This is a genomic window from Pseudoalteromonas luteoviolacea (genome assembly GCF_001696455.1).
Lineage (GTDB): Bacteria > Pseudomonadota > Gammaproteobacteria > Enterobacterales > Alteromonadaceae > Pseudoalteromonas > Pseudoalteromonas luteoviolacea_C.
Genome location: NZ_MAUJ01000001.1, coordinates 1,513,444 through 1,530,420, shown reverse-complemented (window position 1 = coordinate 1,530,420; position 16,977 = coordinate 1,513,444). Strand labels below are relative to the sequence as shown.

Annotated in this window: 14 protein-coding genes; 10 read left to right on the top strand and 4 right to left on the bottom strand. The window is 40.5% G+C overall.

The window, feature by feature from the left end:
- Positions 1-130 precede the first annotated feature (130 nt).
- The 6 genes from A7985_RS06515 (at position 131) to A7985_RS06490 (ending at position 4,167) form a co-directional block, all read left to right on the top strand.
- Positions 131-334, top strand: a complete 204-nt coding sequence (locus tag A7985_RS06515) for a hypothetical protein (RefSeq protein WP_065789605.1) — start codon at positions 131-133, stop codon at positions 332-334.
- Positions 335-702: 368 nt separating this feature from the next.
- Positions 703-1,470, top strand: a complete 768-nt coding sequence (locus A7985_RS06510) for a hypothetical protein (protein ID WP_065789604.1) — start codon at positions 703-705, stop codon at positions 1,468-1,470.
- Between the two features lie 16 nt (positions 1,471-1,486).
- The gene (locus tag A7985_RS06505; protein ID WP_065789603.1) at positions 1,487-1,990 is read left to right on the top strand and encodes a hypothetical protein; all 504 of its coding nucleotides are present in this window, start codon (positions 1,487-1,489) and stop codon (positions 1,988-1,990) included.
- Between the two features lie 376 nt (positions 1,991-2,366).
- Positions 2,367-2,780 carry a hypothetical protein gene (locus A7985_RS06500; protein WP_065789602.1) on the top strand — a complete coding sequence of 138 codons (414 nt, stop codon included), beginning with the start codon at positions 2,367-2,369 and terminating at the stop codon, positions 2,778-2,780.
- Positions 2,781-2,873: 93 nt separating this feature from the next.
- Positions 2,874-3,293: a hypothetical protein gene (locus A7985_RS06495; RefSeq protein WP_141685274.1), complete on the top strand. Its 420-nt coding sequence runs from the start codon at positions 2,874-2,876 to the stop codon at positions 3,291-3,293.
- A gap of 67 nt (positions 3,294-3,360) precedes the next feature.
- Positions 3,361-4,167: an energy transducer TonB gene (locus A7985_RS06490; RefSeq protein ID WP_065789600.1), complete on the top strand. Its 807-nt coding sequence runs from the start codon at positions 3,361-3,363 to the stop codon at positions 4,165-4,167.
- A gap of 78 nt (positions 4,168-4,245) precedes the next feature.
- On the opposite strand, the gene phnW is transcribed toward A7985_RS06490, so the two are convergent.
- The 3 genes from phnW to A7985_RS06475 form a co-directional block, all read right to left on the bottom strand.
- Entirely contained in the window at positions 4,246-5,340 is a 1,095-nt protein-coding gene (gene phnW, locus A7985_RS06485; RefSeq protein ID WP_065789599.1) for a 2-aminoethylphosphonate--pyruvate transaminase, read from the bottom strand.
- A gap of 187 nt (positions 5,341-5,527) precedes the next feature.
- Positions 5,528-7,627, bottom strand: a complete 2,100-nt coding sequence (locus A7985_RS06480; protein ID WP_065789598.1) for a TonB-dependent receptor — start codon at positions 7,625-7,627, stop codon at positions 5,528-5,530.
- A complete protein-coding gene (locus tag A7985_RS06475; RefSeq protein ID WP_065789597.1) occupies positions 7,627-9,078 on the bottom strand; it encodes a PepSY domain-containing protein in 1,452 nt (483 codons plus the stop codon). The genes A7985_RS06480 and A7985_RS06475 overlap by 1 nt, the downstream gene beginning before the upstream one ends.
- Positions 9,079-9,348: 270 nt before the next feature.
- Between A7985_RS06475 and A7985_RS06470 the strand changes: the two genes are divergently transcribed.
- Both A7985_RS06470 and A7985_RS06465 read left to right on the top strand, forming a co-directional pair.
- On the top strand, positions 9,349-9,633 hold the full coding sequence (locus A7985_RS06470) for a YciI family protein (protein ID WP_065789596.1): 285 nt from the start codon (positions 9,349-9,351) through the stop codon (positions 9,631-9,633).
- Between the two features lie 404 nt (positions 9,634-10,037).
- Positions 10,038-10,523 carry a GNAT family N-acetyltransferase gene (locus tag A7985_RS06465; protein WP_065789595.1) on the top strand — a complete coding sequence of 162 codons (486 nt, stop codon included), beginning with the start codon at positions 10,038-10,040 and terminating at the stop codon, positions 10,521-10,523.
- 107 nt (positions 10,524-10,630) lie between these two features.
- Here A7985_RS06465 and A7985_RS06460 read toward each other — a convergent pair whose 3' ends face one another.
- Positions 10,631-14,641, bottom strand: a complete 4,011-nt coding sequence (locus tag A7985_RS06460; protein ID WP_065789594.1) for a PAS domain-containing hybrid sensor histidine kinase/response regulator — start codon at positions 14,639-14,641, stop codon at positions 10,631-10,633.
- 91 nt (positions 14,642-14,732) lie between these two features.
- On the opposite strand from A7985_RS06460, the gene A7985_RS06455 reads away from it, so the two are divergent.
- Together A7985_RS06455 and A7985_RS06450 are read left to right on the top strand one after the other, a co-directional pair.
- Complete coding sequence (locus tag A7985_RS06455; protein ID WP_063374101.1) at positions 14,733-15,812, top strand: HD-GYP domain-containing protein; 1,080 nt, start codon at positions 14,733-14,735, stop codon at positions 15,810-15,812.
- A gap of 18 nt (positions 15,813-15,830) precedes the next feature.
- On the top strand, positions 15,831-16,952 hold the full coding sequence (locus tag A7985_RS06450) for a response regulator (protein WP_065789593.1): 1,122 nt from the start codon (positions 15,831-15,833) through the stop codon (positions 16,950-16,952).
- The last annotated feature ends 25 nt before the right edge of the window (positions 16,953-16,977 follow it).

Genomic DNA, 16,977 nt, shown 5'->3' with positions numbered 1-16,977 from the left:
AAACACGTATAACAAGCGCATTAATGAATGGACGTCTTAATGCTTGGCTGACGCTCATTCTTCGCTAATTTTAGCCAAGCTTAATCCGCCCATTATGCGGGCGTTATATGCCACATAGAAAGGAGGCACCGTGACACCTGAGCAAAGAGAGCGTTATGCTCGCTGGCAAAATCATCGAGTTAGCCAGTTATCATTTTCAATCAATTTATTTCTCGGCTTCTCTGTTTCCTGGTTAGCTTACGTCATTAATTTATTGCTTACTTCGGCAAAAGGTAATGCTGTATTAGAGTACGTTTTGGTTATTAATTGCCCCTTAGCAAAGCGTTACGACTGATAGTTGTTGGCATATAGCTATCATTGGTCTCTAACGCACTTTTGTCCATCGATGGGTTATGAATATAACTCGCCTTTGCCCCAAAACGTGTGTAGTCGAATGCCTCAAAAGAATAGCGGCCATTAGAAAGTTTATTTTAAAGCACTGATGTTATGTCCAGTTGCTTTGTGTTTCTTCTATAGTCAAGAAAGCGACCTATTGGGTCGTTTTTATCCTTTCCATAATTTCTACAATGATTAAAAATATATCTTTAGCAACAAGTTAGTTATTGTGATAGAACTGGTACAATGATAAAAATGCCCCTTGGCTCGGTAGAAAAACGACCCAATGGGTCGATATTAAATTGTTATGCGGCTTAAGGATTTAGTATGTGCAAATTATTATTAAGGCTTCTTTTAGTTGGCTTCCTATCTATAGGTACTGCACAAGCATTTGAGCCATCATACTCATTTAGTCGTATTCTTTTGGATGCGAAGGCGGGTGACTTGATTAGAGACAATATTTCCTCTCAAATTCAAACTGGATTAATTAGCAGCTCAATAAATGGCGATCTATTTTCAAGAATAGAAGTTTTTTCCACCGCAATTGAGTTTAGAGGATGTGATTGTGGAAAATCTCCTTCCAAAGCTGAGATTAATGAATACATAGAAAATAACTTTAAAGAATTTCCGGACAACGTTAAAAGTGAGCTCAAAGAAAATTTAGTTAGAACTAAAAATATAGAGGAAGAGCTTCGCCGGAAAATGTTTAACCCCGATTTAACAGATGAAGAGGTCTTGATCTATGCACGTGAGCGTGAAAAGTTACTAAAAAACGCGTTGGAATATGAGGCAGAAATAACAAACAACTTTTACAGACTCATTAAACCTGAGGCTTATAGGGAGTTAGAGTCTTCATTTAGAGATATCCATCAGCAACAAGAAAACCTCGAATACCAAATTGCGTCTAAGGGAATCTTAGAAGATGCATTTAAACAATACGAACAACTGGAGACGCTCTATCAAAAAGCGGTAAGAAAACTCATAGAGAAACCATTAGAGGTTCGCAGCCCAGCCCAGGGTGAAATTAGAAAGTTAAATCAATCTGCGACTGATAAGTATGCCGAATATTTAAACTCAATTAGTCTGACACAATAAGTGCAAGGAACCAATTATGAATGCTGAAAAAATAATTACGTTTATTTTATGCTTTTTTGTTTCGATGATAGCTGGTTGCTCAACTACTCCATCAGCCAATCTAAAAGAACTAAATGTAGGTGGAAAGAAAATTAAATATGTATCACAAAGCTGTTCTCCATCTATAAAGTGGGACGGATTTGATGTTTCTGTTGAAGGTTTGGAGTTCCCAAATTCATCAGACAACCCGCTCCAGTTTAAGGTTGGGAAAGTAGATTTTGAAGAGAAGTCTATTAGGAAGATAAAGAGTACAATATTTTATTATGATGGCCTTTTAACTTCTACATGTCAGACGTTAGTGCGACTAAATAATGAAGAATCAATTATGGCTTACTCAAAGCACAGAGATGAGGTTTTGCAAAGTTTAACGACTTACCTTTCAAGTGTTGAAGCGGCTAAAACTGATAAGGAAATATCTCAAATTTCTGAGATGTCAAAGGTAGATGTTGAAGCCAAAAACTCGAATCTTAAAAAGCAATAGAGAAGATCAAAAAATTGCGTAACAAAATGCTCTAGGGAAAAGCCTACGCCACGCTTCTGCTTTCCCTAGAGCATGGCGTTACGATGTTGGTATATAGCTGTCATTCGTCTCTAACGCGCTTCTGTCCATATACATGTTTATTCATTGCAATTGGATTTACGATATTAAGTTGCTGTTGAACGGCCGAGCTTGGCACATATGTGACAGTCAGATTTGATTGAGTCCTATTATTCGAATCTGACAGTTCAAGTTAAGACTTATTCATATCACATATACTCGTAACTTTGCGTTGCGCCTTGTCTGCCTAATGCCCTTGGCGATTAAACTTGCTACTATACAAAGCCTTAGTCATTTAAATTAAGGTAAGACAGCAATTATGGCAGGAAATAAAGAAGTCGAGTACGCTCAGGCTATTTCATATATCCATCATATGTATGATACTCGACATAAAGCATTTCATTTTATGTTAGTAATCAATGCCGCGTTACTTGCTATTCAATTTAATTCGAAGTTACTTGTCGATTCATTGGAGCGCCTACCTATTGCGTGCTTTGGCTTTTTAGTCACATTGTCTTTAATGATGTTTGCTCTAAGAAATTCAAAAGCAACGGACAAATATGAAAATGAAGCGATACGCATAGAATCTGAACTTGGCTACTCCTTAATCACCTCGTCGAATCAAAGATCACTGGGTGGTATTCACAGTGGTATTTACCTCACTTCAATTTACATTATTTGCGCAGCGTTCTGGTTGATTTACTCAGTGTTTATTGGCGTTTATAGCGTGTAAGGTTGCGGCTGAATGCTGTATTTCGAAGTGAGTTTAAATCCGAGTATTGATTACTTTCTTTGGGTCTTTCCATGTGTAATCCTGATGATACTCATGGCCATAGTACCTCTCTATGTTGGTTTTAAAGAGCCTGTCTTTAAAACGTGGCAACGCAAGGGAATGATAGGTTTAAGTGTCTTCTGTATAATTGGTATAACTAATACTTACTCTGCTTATAAGGAAGATATCGCCTTATTACAACGGATAGGTAAGGCTGATTATGAGGTAGTGTCTGGTTGCATAGAGCGATATAGGCATCACCAAGCGGGCCGTGGGCATAAAACTGAGTTTGAAATAAATGGTGTTGCCTTTAAGTATAGCCATGCAACTCCTGAGCCTTTTTTCCATGGGAGTGAGAATGATAGGAAAGTGATAAAGAATGGTAACTGTATGGAAATTGGCTATTTTAATGATGACATGACGAATAAAATAATAAAAATAGTTTTAAACGATTCGAACAAAGAGCCAAAATAGAAACTAATTATTTGAAATTGATTAAACAATTAAATTCGACTCTGATTAAAGGATAAGAAGTAATAAGATGAAAACGACATTGATATTGTGCTGCTTGGCTTTTATTTTGATTGGCTGCCAGTCAAATCAAGCTAATCAACAACAGAGCGAGGCTGGACCAAGTTGCCTGCCAGAGCACTTTACTTATGCTTGTCATAGTAAAATGAAGAAAAAAGTAATGAGTGATGCCACTGCGGTTAAAGTGCTTAATGCGTATGACTACACTTATGCTGGTAATTTGGATAAAGCACTTGATATTCTATTGAGTATTGAGCCAAGCAACTCACATGATCGGGCTGTGGTTGATTACTATATCGGCAGTATTTCATTTCAAAATCAAATGCCAAAACAAGCCGTAACGTATTTGAACCGTGCTGTTAATTTAAAAGAACTCAATGCCCATGACCACGAAAAGGCGTTGAAGAACCTAATTGAAATATTCGTTGGGTTGAATAATCACGACGCAGCTAAGCAGCAACTGAAAATCTATTACACCTACCTTGATAGGCCACTTGATAAAATGGCCTATCAGTTACTGCAAAAGGTGCAGCCAGACAAGCAGGTAGTACCGAAACCCGTTATACACATACAACCCAAATACCCGTTACATGCAGCCCAAGCTAACATAGTGGGACATGTTCAACTTGTGTTCGATTTAAATAAACAGGGCATTCCAATAAATATTAAAGTGACTGACTCTGTGCCCACTGGGGTTTTTGATAAAGAAGCCAAGGCAGCGCTGGCAAAATGGAAATACCACGTGCAGCTTGATGAAAATGGAAATGTATTGAATGGAAAGCAGCTGAAAGTACAATTAAATTTCGAAATAGAGTAGTTTTTTACAGTCCTTTTGGGCACCTATCACGCAGGCGCAGTGCAATATTGAATGAACACTGCGCCAATGACTCCGTTTTTACCAATATTTTGCTTTAGTCACAGCTTCTAGTAAATTTGTGATGTCTTGCGGTGTCACTTCACCGATATTACCAATGCGGAAGCAGTCTGCATTGGAGACCTTTCCTGGGTAAATCACAAAGCCTAAAGATTTCAATTTCTGATAAAAACGTTTGAAGTCGTAATCAGGCGAACTTGGTGAATAAAAAGAAGTAATAATTGGCGATTGCAACTCTTTAGGCAGTAAGGCTTTGAAACCGAGCGCTTGCATGCCTTCTACGAGCAGAGATTGGTTTTTTTGATAGCGCTGGTAACGAGCTGTTATACCGCCTTCAAGTTTAAGCTCTGTTAACGCTTGAGCAAATGCCCTTACAACGTGGGTTGGTGAGGTAAATCGCCATTTACCATGGTGCTGTTCCATGGTTTGCCACTGCGCGTATAAATCAAGAGATAACGAACGAGCGTTACCTTTGGCAGTGTGCATAAGTGATTTTTTGGCTATGACAAAGCCAAAACCGGGCACACCTTGAATGCACTTATTGGCAGAGCTTATCAATACGTCAATTTGCCAATCTGCAATATCAAAGGGGATCCCCCCAAAACTGCTCATGGCATCTAATATCATGACTTTTTTATGCTTGTTTACGACGGCCGAAATCTCTTTGGCGGGATTTAAAATACCAGTTGTCGTTTCGCAATGCACCATCGCAACGTGTGTGATAGTCGGGTCTGAACGTAGAGCCGCCTCTACATCTTTTACCTCAGGTAATTGTGTTTCAGAGTAATTCAGTGCCGAACAAGCGATGTTTAGGTACTGCGCAATCTCTAGTATGCGTGCACCGTAGGCCCCATTATTAATCACCAGGAGTTTGCCGCCATTGGGAATAAGCGTGCCTATGGCTGACTCGACACTGCTTGTGCCACTTCCTTGCATTAAAGTCACTGTGTATTCAGGGCTGCTTGTAGCAAGTGAGCACAGTTCGCTACGAATGGCCTGCACAATGTCTAAGTTATAATCATCATCCCAAGTACACCAATCTTTTAGCATGGCTTCTTTAACAGTATTGGATGTAGACAATGGGCCAGGGGTTAATAATAAATAATCGTTGTTCATAATGCTTCTCTTTCTGGTCTATACCAGTTATTAAAGCACGGAGTTAATGACGATTTGATGACGACAATAAGTCAGTCGTCAATTTTTAAGTGGTTGCAATAAACTGGGGAAGTTGAACAAAGGGCTGTGATATCACGCATGATGTTGCGATACCACAGCAGATTTATCGTTAATCGCTTTAGGTGGATTAGTAAGTGTAACTTAACCCAACATAAGCTGTTCTCGGCGCACCGGGTTGAATTCGCTCTCTACCGTAGCGTTTTTCAGCTTGAAGCGCGTATTTTTTGTCTGTCACATTAGCAAGGCGTACATGGAGTTTGAGTGCTTGTGACAATTGGTAGTTAACTTTTAAGTTTGCAATTGTATAGCCGTTGTACTTTTGGGAATTTTTGGCATCCATCCAGTAATCGCCGATGCTTTTGAGCTCAGCTGTAATTTGTAGTCCTTCAAGTAACTGACTGTTGTGATTGACTCTTAAGTTGGCGACATACTCGGGTGCCATCTGTAAGCTATTACCCGTTAGGTTTTTTTCGTCTCTGTCTTGTCGGTTTTGATCTTGAATATAGTGTCCAAACTCATGGTTTGATTGGCTGTAAGCTAGTGCTAATGACCAGTTAGGGCTAAAGGTATAGTTGGCACCAAACTCGAAGCCCTGATGCTTCACTTCACCAGCGTTGGTTCTGTAGCTAGCACCAAGCTCATCATAAGCAGTCACTATCGCGTCTTTAACATCCATCACATAATAGGCGACTTCAACCGAGAGTTTGTCTAAGTTGGCTTTGTAACCAATCTCATATGTATCGGATGTTTCTTCACTGAGAGAGTCCAGCTGAGAGCTGGTTTCCTTGGTTTTAAGGTGATACATCTGTGACGGGGTTGGAAGGCGAATTGCACTTGCGTAGCGCACATATACACTGGCATTGTCCTGAAGTTTGTAATTCAAACTCGCTTTAGGACTTAAGTGTTCAAAGGTGTCACTGCGGCTAGGTATTGAACGATTATTAAATCCGTCGTCATCGTATGTCGGCAAGTGGTTGTCAAAATCATACTCGTTATGATCATAGCGCAACCCGAGTGCATAACTTAACTGATCGTTGAGGTGGCCAATGTGCTGTACATATGGAGAGATACCCGTATAGCGGGTGGTATCATTATAGAAAATATGCCCTTCAGGGTAAGTTATTGGCACTTTACTAGGTGGTGTGGTGGTGGTTGGTTGATATGAATATGCTTCACCTTCAGAGCGTTCTATATCGATACCCACTGTGGTTTCAAAGTCACTACTATGTTCAAAGTTACTTAAAGCTAACAAGCCAATTGATCTCACACTCGATTCAACATTGGGCATGTTTGGCTGCCATGTGGCGATATAATCATTACTTCTGTAGCGCAGATAGGGTATGACAGAGGCATAAAAATCTTGGCCTTCATACTGGTACTCAGAGCTCAAGCGCACGTAATTTGTGTCTCGACGGGGGTCAATATCTAAGACCTCTTGTGATAGGCCGGATTGTGTAGGATCGGCTGTAAATTCATCATGGGTCAACGCATCAAGCATCTGTTGGTCGAGAGCCGATGCAATTAAGCTTGTTTTGAGGCTTTGTTTGTCATCAATGGTCAATTCGTGCAGTACATTAAACTCAGACTTTTTGACGCTACTGTGAGTTCGCCAGCCATCATTGTCTAGGTGTGCTGCTGAGATTCTAACCCCATTTTTATCTGACATTTTATGGACTAGCGCACCATTAAATCTCTGGTAGCCATTTTCTCCAAATGTAGTGGCGAGTTTATTACTACTCGTATTGACGGGTGTTGAAAGTACGTTCACCGTTGCTGCGACAGCTCCTGAGCCATATAGACTGGTACCCGCACCTTTGATGACTTCTAATCTTGAGGTTGACGAGTTAGTGCTAGCCCACCAAAGCGCATTGTGATTGTAGAACGCTGCAGATTGCAGTGGTACGTTGTCTTGAAGGTATAGGGTATAGCCGCCATAGTTAATGGGCATTCGGATCGCAGCGTTGTGGCCTTGACCGCCCGAGAGTTGGTTTAGCAATACGCCCGAAATTGTCTCCAAAGACTCGGAAACATGTTGTGCATTGTCATTTCTTATCACTTCTTCTGATACGCTACCAACGCTCAGTGCGAGGTCAGTATTGGCTTTGGCCGTACGGCTTGCAGTAACCGTGATCTGTTCTATATCATCTGTCGCACCTTGTTGTGCGTTGGCCATATCTGCTTGTAAAAGTGCAATGGTAATCAGTGAATAAGAAAAGCCTGATTTCATTATGCTTGTTCCTTAGTTATTTTTAGTAATTCATTGTTATTTAAATCACGTTGCTGTTTCGCTCGTCGCTGACGAACTGTTCTAGCAAAATATAAACTAGTGCCTAGTATGGCAACTGATACTAATCCAAGACAAATAATTGCGATAACTATGTCACGCGGACCTTTGCCGATTGGATTTAGAAAGTGGTATTTATGTAAGTAACCAAAGTGCCAACTACGGGCGTTTTGCCATGTATCGTCAACAGCTGCGATATAACCTGTGTGTGGTTCGACACTGTAAAGTGTGCTCGGGTTATGCTCAAACCTGAGTTGGATAACGGGTAGGCGCTTGTTGATAAAGCCGTAAGTTGGACCGAATTTATTAATTTGCTCGACGTGACTGACCTGACCTTGAACATTCAGCTGCGTATATAATACATGCTCAGCGCGTAATTGATTATTAATGTTGGTAGGCCCTTGTTGCCAATATGAAAATTGCATATTACGTTTTTCATAGGAGACGACTTGGCTATAAATTTCGCCATCGATAGAGACAAGCTGAAAGTTATCTCCACCGGATTGAACCAGTGCTTTTACAGGATCATGGTTTAACGCGCGAGTGTAAAGGGTGTTGTCTGGCACGGTTTGCCTAAACGTTTGCGGATAGAACTTGTCTATTAATATATGCATACTACTGGTTGCAAAGCCCAATAAGCACAAACTGAGTGCCAATCCCGCGCCTCGATGTAATGTATGGTTATTTAAGCGTGTCGATTTTATGCGGGGCCAAAGTAAGCTGTACGCAAAAAGCCCGAGAATTGCCATGACTAACAATGCACCACTGAGAAACAACATGGGAAGAATGCGCCAAGGGCTATGGCGGTCGCCAGCAAACTGCCAAGTGTGAAGATGTTTAAACCAAAAAGACAGTGATTCACGCAATGGGGTGTTGTGTGCGGTAACTCTTTTGCCGAGGGTATCAATATATAAGAGGTTGCCATCTTCTAGCGTAAATCGATATACCGGTAGTACGCGATTTATTTCTGGGTAGGCAGGACTAAATTGGGTGACTAACTTTGAATCAATTATATTTTTCTCAGACCATTGGCTTGCGAGGGCGTGTGCATACTGTTGGTCAGTTAGGGTTGATACTTGCCCATCAATGGGTAGGTAGTGAACCAGTAGCTGATTGAACTTCACTTCCCTAATTTGGTAGTAATAGCGCCCGCCAAAGTGTATTAGGCTTGCATGACTAAAATGTTCTATATGCGCCTGATTCAGCAGTTCTTTTAACTGTGCATAAATTTGTATATTTTGCGTATTAACTTGAATAGGCGCTGCATTGATCCTTGGTGCTTTTGCGAAGTGCGACATAGCAGGGTGCAGTAAACCAGAAAGCGCCCAAATAACAAAAGGCACCAAACAAACAAGGGCGATTCGTCGATGCCATTTTAGTAGCTGTTTAAGCATATGATTATTATTATATTGGGGATAATTTGCTTATTATATGTAACGAGACTCTGGAATGGCATGTGACAAATTGTCGCATGTTGACTGCATTTAGTTAACAGCACCAGCACTTCGCAAGTTGTAAGTAAATGTGAGCACCTATGTACACATTTCTTTTTGGCTGATACATTATTCACTGAATCGAAATAGGAGTTTCATTAATTTGATAAAATTAATGCGTATTTTGATTAAGCATTGACCGCGTATAAATTATTATAAAAAGGAACTGGCATGTTTATCGTCACACTAAATTATTTAGTTGGTTTATCTGAAGTTGATAAGTATTTACCCTTGCATGTAGAATATTTGGACAAGTGTTACGACGATGGTATTTTCTTAATGTCTGGTCGCACTGAACCGAGAACTGGTGGCGTGATCTTAGCAACCTCTACCTCCAAAAAGCAGCTAGAAGAAGTTTTAAGTGAAGACCCTTTCTTTAAAACGGGTATTGCCGAATACCAAATTACTGAGTTTGTCCCCTCTAAAACAGCTAAGGAACTAGATTACTTATTATAGTGTGTGTTTTCTTTTAGTCATCTTGATAACTGAGTTGCTTTAAAAAAGAGCTTCTTACAAAACGATAAAAACTTATACGCATAATCAACTATTTATGACTTAGTTTCTTAGTGTTGTGGGTGTTTTTTAAGCATGGAATTTCAATATTTATATCTTTGAGTAAACAAACGTAAACTTAAGTTTGGGCAGTACTCACACTAAAGCCATTTACTTTCGAAAAAGTAGACGCTTTTGCTATTGATTATGTGCATGTTAATTGCCGCAATAATGGGGAGGGTTGTACTTTTTACTTTCATCTTTATGAGTTTAATTTCAATATTTATGGGGTCAATCTTGCTGAGCTATTATCTTGTTAACCAAAACCATCATAAGACCAGTTACTTTAGAAAAAGAGTGAGGGCGGTATGATAAGGCGTGCAAATGTCAATGACCTGAGCTGTTTAGTTGCACTTTCACTTCAAGTATGGCTGAACACTTATACTCTGGATGGAATGCGCCGTGAATATGCTGACTTTGCTATCGGTCAATTTACGAAGGATTATTTTCAAGACTTATTGTTGCGTGATGAGTATGACATCATCGTATGTGAAGAGGAGAGAGCTATAATAGGTTTTGCTGTAGTAAATAATCGCTCTCAATTTGAAGGTCCTGAAAATGGTTTTGAGCTAGAAAAGCTGTACGTACATAGCCATTTTCAAGGTAAAGGTGTGGGTAGAGCTCTGTTGTCAGAGGTGACAGCCCGTTTTGGTTCTGATTTCTGGCTATATACTTGGACAGAAAACATATCTAATGCGTTTTATAAACGTTTAGGTTTTGAGCTCATTGGAGAGTTGAGCTTTGAGTTCGCCGGAAAGCGTATTTTGAATAATGTGTATATGAGTCCTCGATAATGTTAGGGCGGGGCCTAAGTACAATGCAAGTAATCTACAGGCCCCAAATTAAGGGCTCCGCGTATATGTAAATTAATAAAATTTGTTGAGCATGTTAACGGCCAACTCTAAGCAGATTGATTGAGCAGTTGTGAAATGACATCTCTCGCTTGGTCAAATTCAAAATCTTCGATTAGATCTACAAGCTGATTGCAAGTCTCTTCACTTATTTTGTGCTTTGCTTTAAGTTCTTGTACTTTCTCAACTGACTGGGTATCACAACTCAAAAGCAGTTCCTCTAGTTCTATAAAATCGTCTCGTGATAAGTTTAACGGCACGACATTCGATATTGATTGCTCTGGTGTTGGTGTTTCTTGCGGTTGTGACTCAGATAATGCCTGATGCAATTCTCGCAAATACTCAGTCATTACTTCGATGTCTTCAGAGGGAACTTTTTCACCTTTTGAAATTGCAGACTCAATATCCGACGCCTGCTTTGATAGCTCATCAATACACAGATTTGCGCTTGCCCCTTTAAGTGAGTGAGCGATGCGCTCTGCATGTTCTAAATCTCCGATTACGAGTGCTTGGCTTAAGTTAATGGTCTCTTCTATTTGATTTCTAGCAAACTTTCTGATGATGTTCCAAAATGCTTTTTCATTACCACCCAGTCGCTTGATGGCACAGTCGACATTGACTCCCTTTAAGCTAGGTGCTTGATTGGTAACCTCAGCTTGCTCGGGACTTTTTACAGGCTTTGAAGGTGTGATAGAGGGTTTTGGCTGCGCTGTACGTTCAGTTGCCAAGTGTGCTTGTATTGTTTCCGCCATCTGATTAAAGTTTATGGGCTTGCCTATGTGTCCATCCATACCTGCTTGTTCGCATTTTTCAAGATCTTCTTTCATCACATTTGCGGTCATGGCAACGATCGGCAAAGAGTCAAATTTGTTGTTTTTTCTTATGTTTTTCGCTGCACTGTAGCCGTCCATTACGGGCATCTGAATATCCATTAGTACAATATCAAATTGTTCATTATTGACCATATCAACAGCGATTTGTCCATTGTCCGCAATTTTAACGGATAAGTTTAATGAGCAAAGCATTTCATTGGCGATTTCTTGGTTTGTACTGTTGTCTTCCACCAACAGCACTTTTTGTTGGTTAAACTCTATTTGTTCTGATTGCGACGTGTGCGTTGAGGCGACACCAGAAGTTTGCGGTGTGAGCTTGAATGACTCCATAATTGCATCTAACAAGACGGATGCATTAACCGGTTTAAGAATAATTGCATCAATCAAATCATGGATCTCGGCGTTCATGCCAATGTCTGTGCCATAGGCCGTCACTAAAATGTATTTAGGCTCTTCTTCGAGTTCGAGTGACTTGATGTGCTTAATAGCATCAATACCACTCATATGTGGCATTTTCCAGTCCATAAAGATGATGTCGTATTTACTTGCTTGCACCAATTCAACGGCACCTGCACCGCTGGCACTACAGGTAACGTTAAACTTCATGGCTTTGAGTAAATTAGTGAGAATAGACCGCGCACTCTCATTATCATCAACGACCAGAACGCGTTTCCCTGTTAATTGGCTGTCAGGACAAATGACGTTGGTCAGCTTGGCTGACTGCAATCCACAGCGCGTAGTGAAGTAAAACTCAGAGCCATTGCCCTCTTCGCTATTGACCCCAATACTGCCATCCATAAGCTCTACAAGCTTCTTCGAAATACTCAAACCGAGCCCAGTACCACCGTACTTTCTGGTAATTGACCCATCGGCTTGAGAAAACGCTTGAAACAGCTTATCTTGCTGCGCTTGTGACATGCCAATACCGGTGTCTTTCACGCTGAATTTTAATGTTGCTGTATTTTCTTGTTGCTCCACCGTGGTTACGGATATCGTTATTTCTCCTTGCTCTGTAAACTTAATGGCGTTGCCGCACAAGTTAATTAGTACCTGACCTAACCTAAGAGGGTCACCTATTAGACTTATCGGTACATCCGGCGCGATATCCAGCAGCATTTCAAGACCTTTCTCTTGCATGCGTATCACATTGATGTTGACCACGTTATCAAGCACTTCTTGTAGTGAGAAATCAATTTGCTCTACTTCTAGTTTTCCCGACTCAATTTTTGAAAAGTCTAAAATATCGTTGATTATCCCAAGTAAACTCTTGGCTGCTTGGTCAATCTTGTTGACGTAACCAGATTGTTGTTCAGTCAGCTCCGTTCTCAAAGCCAAATGACTCATACCAATGATTGCATTCATGGGCGTGCGGATTTCGTGGCTCATGTTTGCCAAAAATTCGCCTTTTGCGGTACTCATCTCGTCGGCTTTGTCTTTCGCGAGTCGCAGCTCTAGCTCCATTTGCTTACGCTCTGTTACGTCTAATAACAGGCCTACGACACCTGCTAACTCATTTTCAGCGTTAGTAAACACGGCCTCATAGACAATAAAGTTGCGCGGTGTATTTTCGGAATTATTTATGGTGATTTCATAGTGCTGGTTTGAATTACCCGTGAGTAAATCTTGATGCGATTGCTCAAATACTTGGGCGATTTCATAATTGAAAATATCTTCTGCGGTCGCGTCTAACACGTCCGCATCAAATGTCCCAAAATACTGGTGAAAAACACTGTTTACTCCTAAATATTTGCCATCACTGTTTTTGTAGTACATCGGGCTTGGAATGGCATCGAGAATTTTTTTATTGAGTTCTAATTGTTCTACAATGCGTTTTTCTGCTTTGGATTGCAGGTCAATATTTTGTGTGAGTTGCAGGCTGACTGCTAAGTCGTTAATGACAGACTTAATCCATTTATAGTCTTGATCTGTCAAAGCAACTAAGCTGCCCAGCTCTAATAAGCCAATGCTGTCATTGCTCACCACCAGAGGAAAGTAATAGAGCTCGCAAATTGATAGCTTTTCGCCGTTGAGCTCAATGGCGTACTGATCTTTCTCAAACTTCATAGAGTAGGGCTTTTGTGTACTCAGCACATGAAAGTGGATAGAGTCGTAATTGCTGTAAGTTTTTGCAGAATTGCAGCTATAGCCAGTTCCAGCCACGCGATTTAGCACTTTTTGTTCTTCAAAGACATAAAGTCCCAGTAATGGCACAGAAAGGCGTTGTTCTAAAAATTGTAGCAACTCTTCACCAAGTTCGTGGGGGTTCTTTTTGCCTCGAAGAGCAAGGCCAAAGTCCTTCATAATCGTGTTAAATTCTAATTGCTCTGACAAGTCACCTAGTAACTTATTCATGGATTTGGATAGGTCTGAGAGGTCGCCCTTGACAGATTCATCTAAGGTGAAGTTGTAGTTACCTTGCTCAACATTACTAACGACTTGTTTTTGAATTGACGCCACGGGGTTAATGTAAAGCCGCCAAAGTAAATAAAACGACAGAGCAATATTAACCAACAGCACTAAATTAAAAATGTTTCTCAGAAAGTAAGCATTACTTAAACTCGATTGATGGTTTTCTAGCTCAGTTGTGAGGCGTGATTCAATGGCTCTATGCGCCTCGCCAATTGCAGACATGATCTTCGACTTTTCAACTAAGTAGTTGTCGCTGAAAAGAATTTTTTGCGCACTTACAAGGTCTGGGTCTGCATCTTTTACCCAGTTTCCATATTCATCTTTGTGGATCCCTTCAATTGCATTAAAAGCACGCCTTTCGAGGCTTACAAGAGAGTTTGAGGTTGAAAGCGCATTTTGCATTTGTAACAGTTCAAAGTCTTGCGCGCCGAGCTGTTGAAAGCGCTCAATAATGTTGTGGCCATCTGTAATTCTTTCATATTGCGGCAAGCTGGAGTGGGGCGCAGCCAAGCTATCCCAGTAATCATAGGTATTAGCATTTTCGGCGATCACTTTGCCATCGCGGACAAGCAGAGTGTAACTAAATAACTGCTGCCATTTATCGTTCCCCGTTACAGCATAAGCCCTTGCAAAGTTGGTTAGATTATCCGAACTGAGTTTCAGCTCATGGGCCAGTTCAGTGAGCTTAAATAATTGGGTTTGTTTTGCAGATAGCGCGCTTACTTCGGTTTTCACATAGTAAGACATCAGCCCTATCCCGATGCTGACGAGGAGCATGATTGAGAATGTGATAAAAAAGCTGATTCTTAAACTTTTCATCGGATCCGGTCCAATCTTGGCGTTTCACTAATAATAGACCTATATTTTTGTGTGTGGTGAACAATTGTCCAACAAATCAATAGAAGGGACTATGGAACAGCAAAAAACAGTGCTAGTGGTTGATGACGTTAAAGAGAATTTAGCTTTCATGACGGAGATCATTAAGGATAAATACCGTGTGCTGGCAGTAAAAAGTGGCGAAGCTGCAATTTCAGTCGTCGCCAAAAACAATGTCGATATTATTTTGCTTGATGTTGTTATGCCTAATATGAATGGCTATGAAGTAATTAAATATTTGAAATCACATGAGGTTTATAGCGAAATACCGGTTATTTTCCTGACTGCGAAAACCAGCGTTGAAGACGAAGAAAAAGGCTTTTTACTGGGGGCGTGTGACTATATTAACAAGCCCATTAGCCCTCCGATCTTGCTCGCTAGGTTGAATACTCACCTTTTAAACAAAGAATCCAAAGATATCCTTAAAAACAAAAACGATTATTTAGAAGAGGAAGTTCAAAAACGCACCGAACAAATGTCTAGGTTACAAGACGTTACTATTCAGGCGATGGCAAGTTTGGCCGAAACTCGAGATCAAGAAACGGGTAATCATATTCGTCGAACTCAGTTATACGTCAAGCTACTTGCGACCATCATTAGTGAAAAAGACAAGTATAAAGAAGTGCTTACCTCAGAAACAATCAACAACTTTTATAAATCAGCCCCTTTGCATGACATTGGCAAAGTGGGTATTCCTGATAATGTTTTACTCAAACCAGGGCGTTTAACCGCTGATGAGTTTGAAATAATGAAAAACCACACCGTGTTTGGCCGCAATGCAATAGAAACTGCGGAATCGGCGCTTGGTCAAACCGACAGTTTTTTACAAACAGCAAAAGAAATCTCCCATTACCACCATGAGAAGTGGGACGGTTCGGGTTATCCAATGGGATTGAAGGGGGATGAAATCCCGCTTAGTGCTCGCTTAATGGCCATAGCGGACGTTTATGACGCGTTGATCAGCAAGCGGGTATACAAGGATGCAATGGAGCACGATAAAGCAATTGCAATTATGAGAGAGGGGCGTGGGACACACTTTGACCCAGAATTGCTCGACGAGTTTTTGCAAAAAGAGGATTTGTTTTTTGATATTTCCCAACAATATCGAGACTAGCATCTAATTGGGGGTGGTATGAAATACACTGTTTTACTGGTTGACGACGATGAAGTGAATCATGATATTGCTAAAACGATGTTAGGTGATGAACATGAGTACTTTTCGGCATTTAATGGAGACGAAGCGTTAGCGCTGTTCGATGAGCGAAAATATGATGCTGTGCTGCTTGATGTTGTGATGCCTGGAATGAATGGTTATGAAGTGTGTAAAGCAATACGAAACAAGCCTACCAACGCAGATACACCCGTATTATTTGTCTCTTCTAAAGACTGTATAGAAGATAAATTAGAAGGTTTTAAGGCAGGTGGGGATGATTATATTACGAAGCCTTTCGATGCTGACGAATTAAGCTTTCGAATAGAGCGGCTGGTAAAATACAGCAGTGAAATTGACACTTTGAAAGTAAACTGCGAGACCGCTGAAGAAGTCACTATGACCGCAATAACGAGTTGCAGTGAATTGGGACAATGTTTGGAGTTTATCGAAAAGTCATATCAGTGTAATACGCTGTCAGATTTATCTAGTGCCATTTTAGAAACTTGCACTAATTTAGATTTAAATGCCTCGGTTCAAATTGGCTTACTTGGCGAGTTTAGAGATTTTTGTAACTTTGGCGCCATTAACCCGCTCGAAAGCGAACTGCTTAAAAAAGGGCGAGAGAGTAAAACGGTCATTAACATCGAGAAGCGCAGCTTTTTTAATAGCTGTTACTGCTCACTACTTGTGAAAAATATGCCGATTGAAGACGATGAAAAGTATGGCCGGTTTAATGATATTTTGGCTTTGATTGTCAGGGGAGCAGACGCCCGACTTAGGAGCTTACAAACCAATATTCAGGCCATTCAAGCCAAAAATAAAGGCCTAAGAGAATTAAGCCAAGTTGCGAGCAAAGATTTAGAAGACATTGAGTCAGTGTTTAAGAATTACAGCCAATCATGCCAAGAGTTAGTTGAAGGGCTCATTTTTGAAGTCGAAGAGTCGATCGTAGATTTTGGTTTGAGTGATTCACAAGAGCAGCAGTTAAGAGATACGCTTGATAGTGCTAAAGATGATTTACAGCAAGTGCAAGAGCACTCTGAAGATATGTCTGCAACGTTTAATGACTTCTTTATCAAACTTGAAAAACTTATTGATTAGCTGTCAAATTAATAACTAATAAATG

What these genes read in the sequence shown, in the direction of transcription:
- A7985_RS06450 (WP_065789593.1), top strand. Translation starts at nt 15,831, where the DNA reads ATGAAATACACTGTTTTACTGGTTGACGACGATGAAGTGAATCATGAT.
- A7985_RS06475 (WP_065789597.1), bottom strand. Translation starts at nt 9,078, where the DNA reads ATGCTTAAACAGCTACTAAAATGGCATCGACGAATCGCCCTTGTTTGT.
- A7985_RS06460 (WP_065789594.1), bottom strand. Translation starts at nt 14,641, where the DNA reads ATGAAAAGTTTAAGAATCAGCTTTTTTATCACATTCTCAATCATGCTC.
- A7985_RS06465 (WP_065789595.1), top strand. Translation starts at nt 10,038, where the DNA reads ATGATAAGGCGTGCAAATGTCAATGACCTGAGCTGTTTAGTTGCACTT.
- A7985_RS06455 (WP_063374101.1), top strand. Translation starts at nt 14,733, where the DNA reads ATGGAACAGCAAAAAACAGTGCTAGTGGTTGATGACGTTAAAGAGAAT.
- A7985_RS06470 (WP_065789596.1), top strand. Translation starts at nt 9,349, where the DNA reads ATGTTTATCGTCACACTAAATTATTTAGTTGGTTTATCTGAAGTTGAT.
- A7985_RS06495 (WP_141685274.1), top strand. Translation starts at nt 2,874, where the DNA reads ATGGCCATAGTACCTCTCTATGTTGGTTTTAAAGAGCCTGTCTTTAAA.
- A7985_RS06510 (WP_065789604.1), top strand. Translation starts at nt 703, where the DNA reads ATGTGCAAATTATTATTAAGGCTTCTTTTAGTTGGCTTCCTATCTATA.
- A7985_RS06505 (WP_065789603.1), top strand. Translation starts at nt 1,487, where the DNA reads ATGAATGCTGAAAAAATAATTACGTTTATTTTATGCTTTTTTGTTTCG.
- phnW (WP_065789599.1), bottom strand. Translation starts at nt 5,340, where the DNA reads ATGAACAACGATTATTTATTATTAACCCCTGGCCCATTGTCTACATCC.
- A7985_RS06500 (WP_065789602.1), top strand. Translation starts at nt 2,367, where the DNA reads ATGGCAGGAAATAAAGAAGTCGAGTACGCTCAGGCTATTTCATATATC.
- A7985_RS06490 (WP_065789600.1), top strand. Translation starts at nt 3,361, where the DNA reads ATGAAAACGACATTGATATTGTGCTGCTTGGCTTTTATTTTGATTGGC.
- A7985_RS06480 (WP_065789598.1), bottom strand. Translation starts at nt 7,627, where the DNA reads ATGAAATCAGGCTTTTCTTATTCACTGATTACCATTGCACTTTTACAA.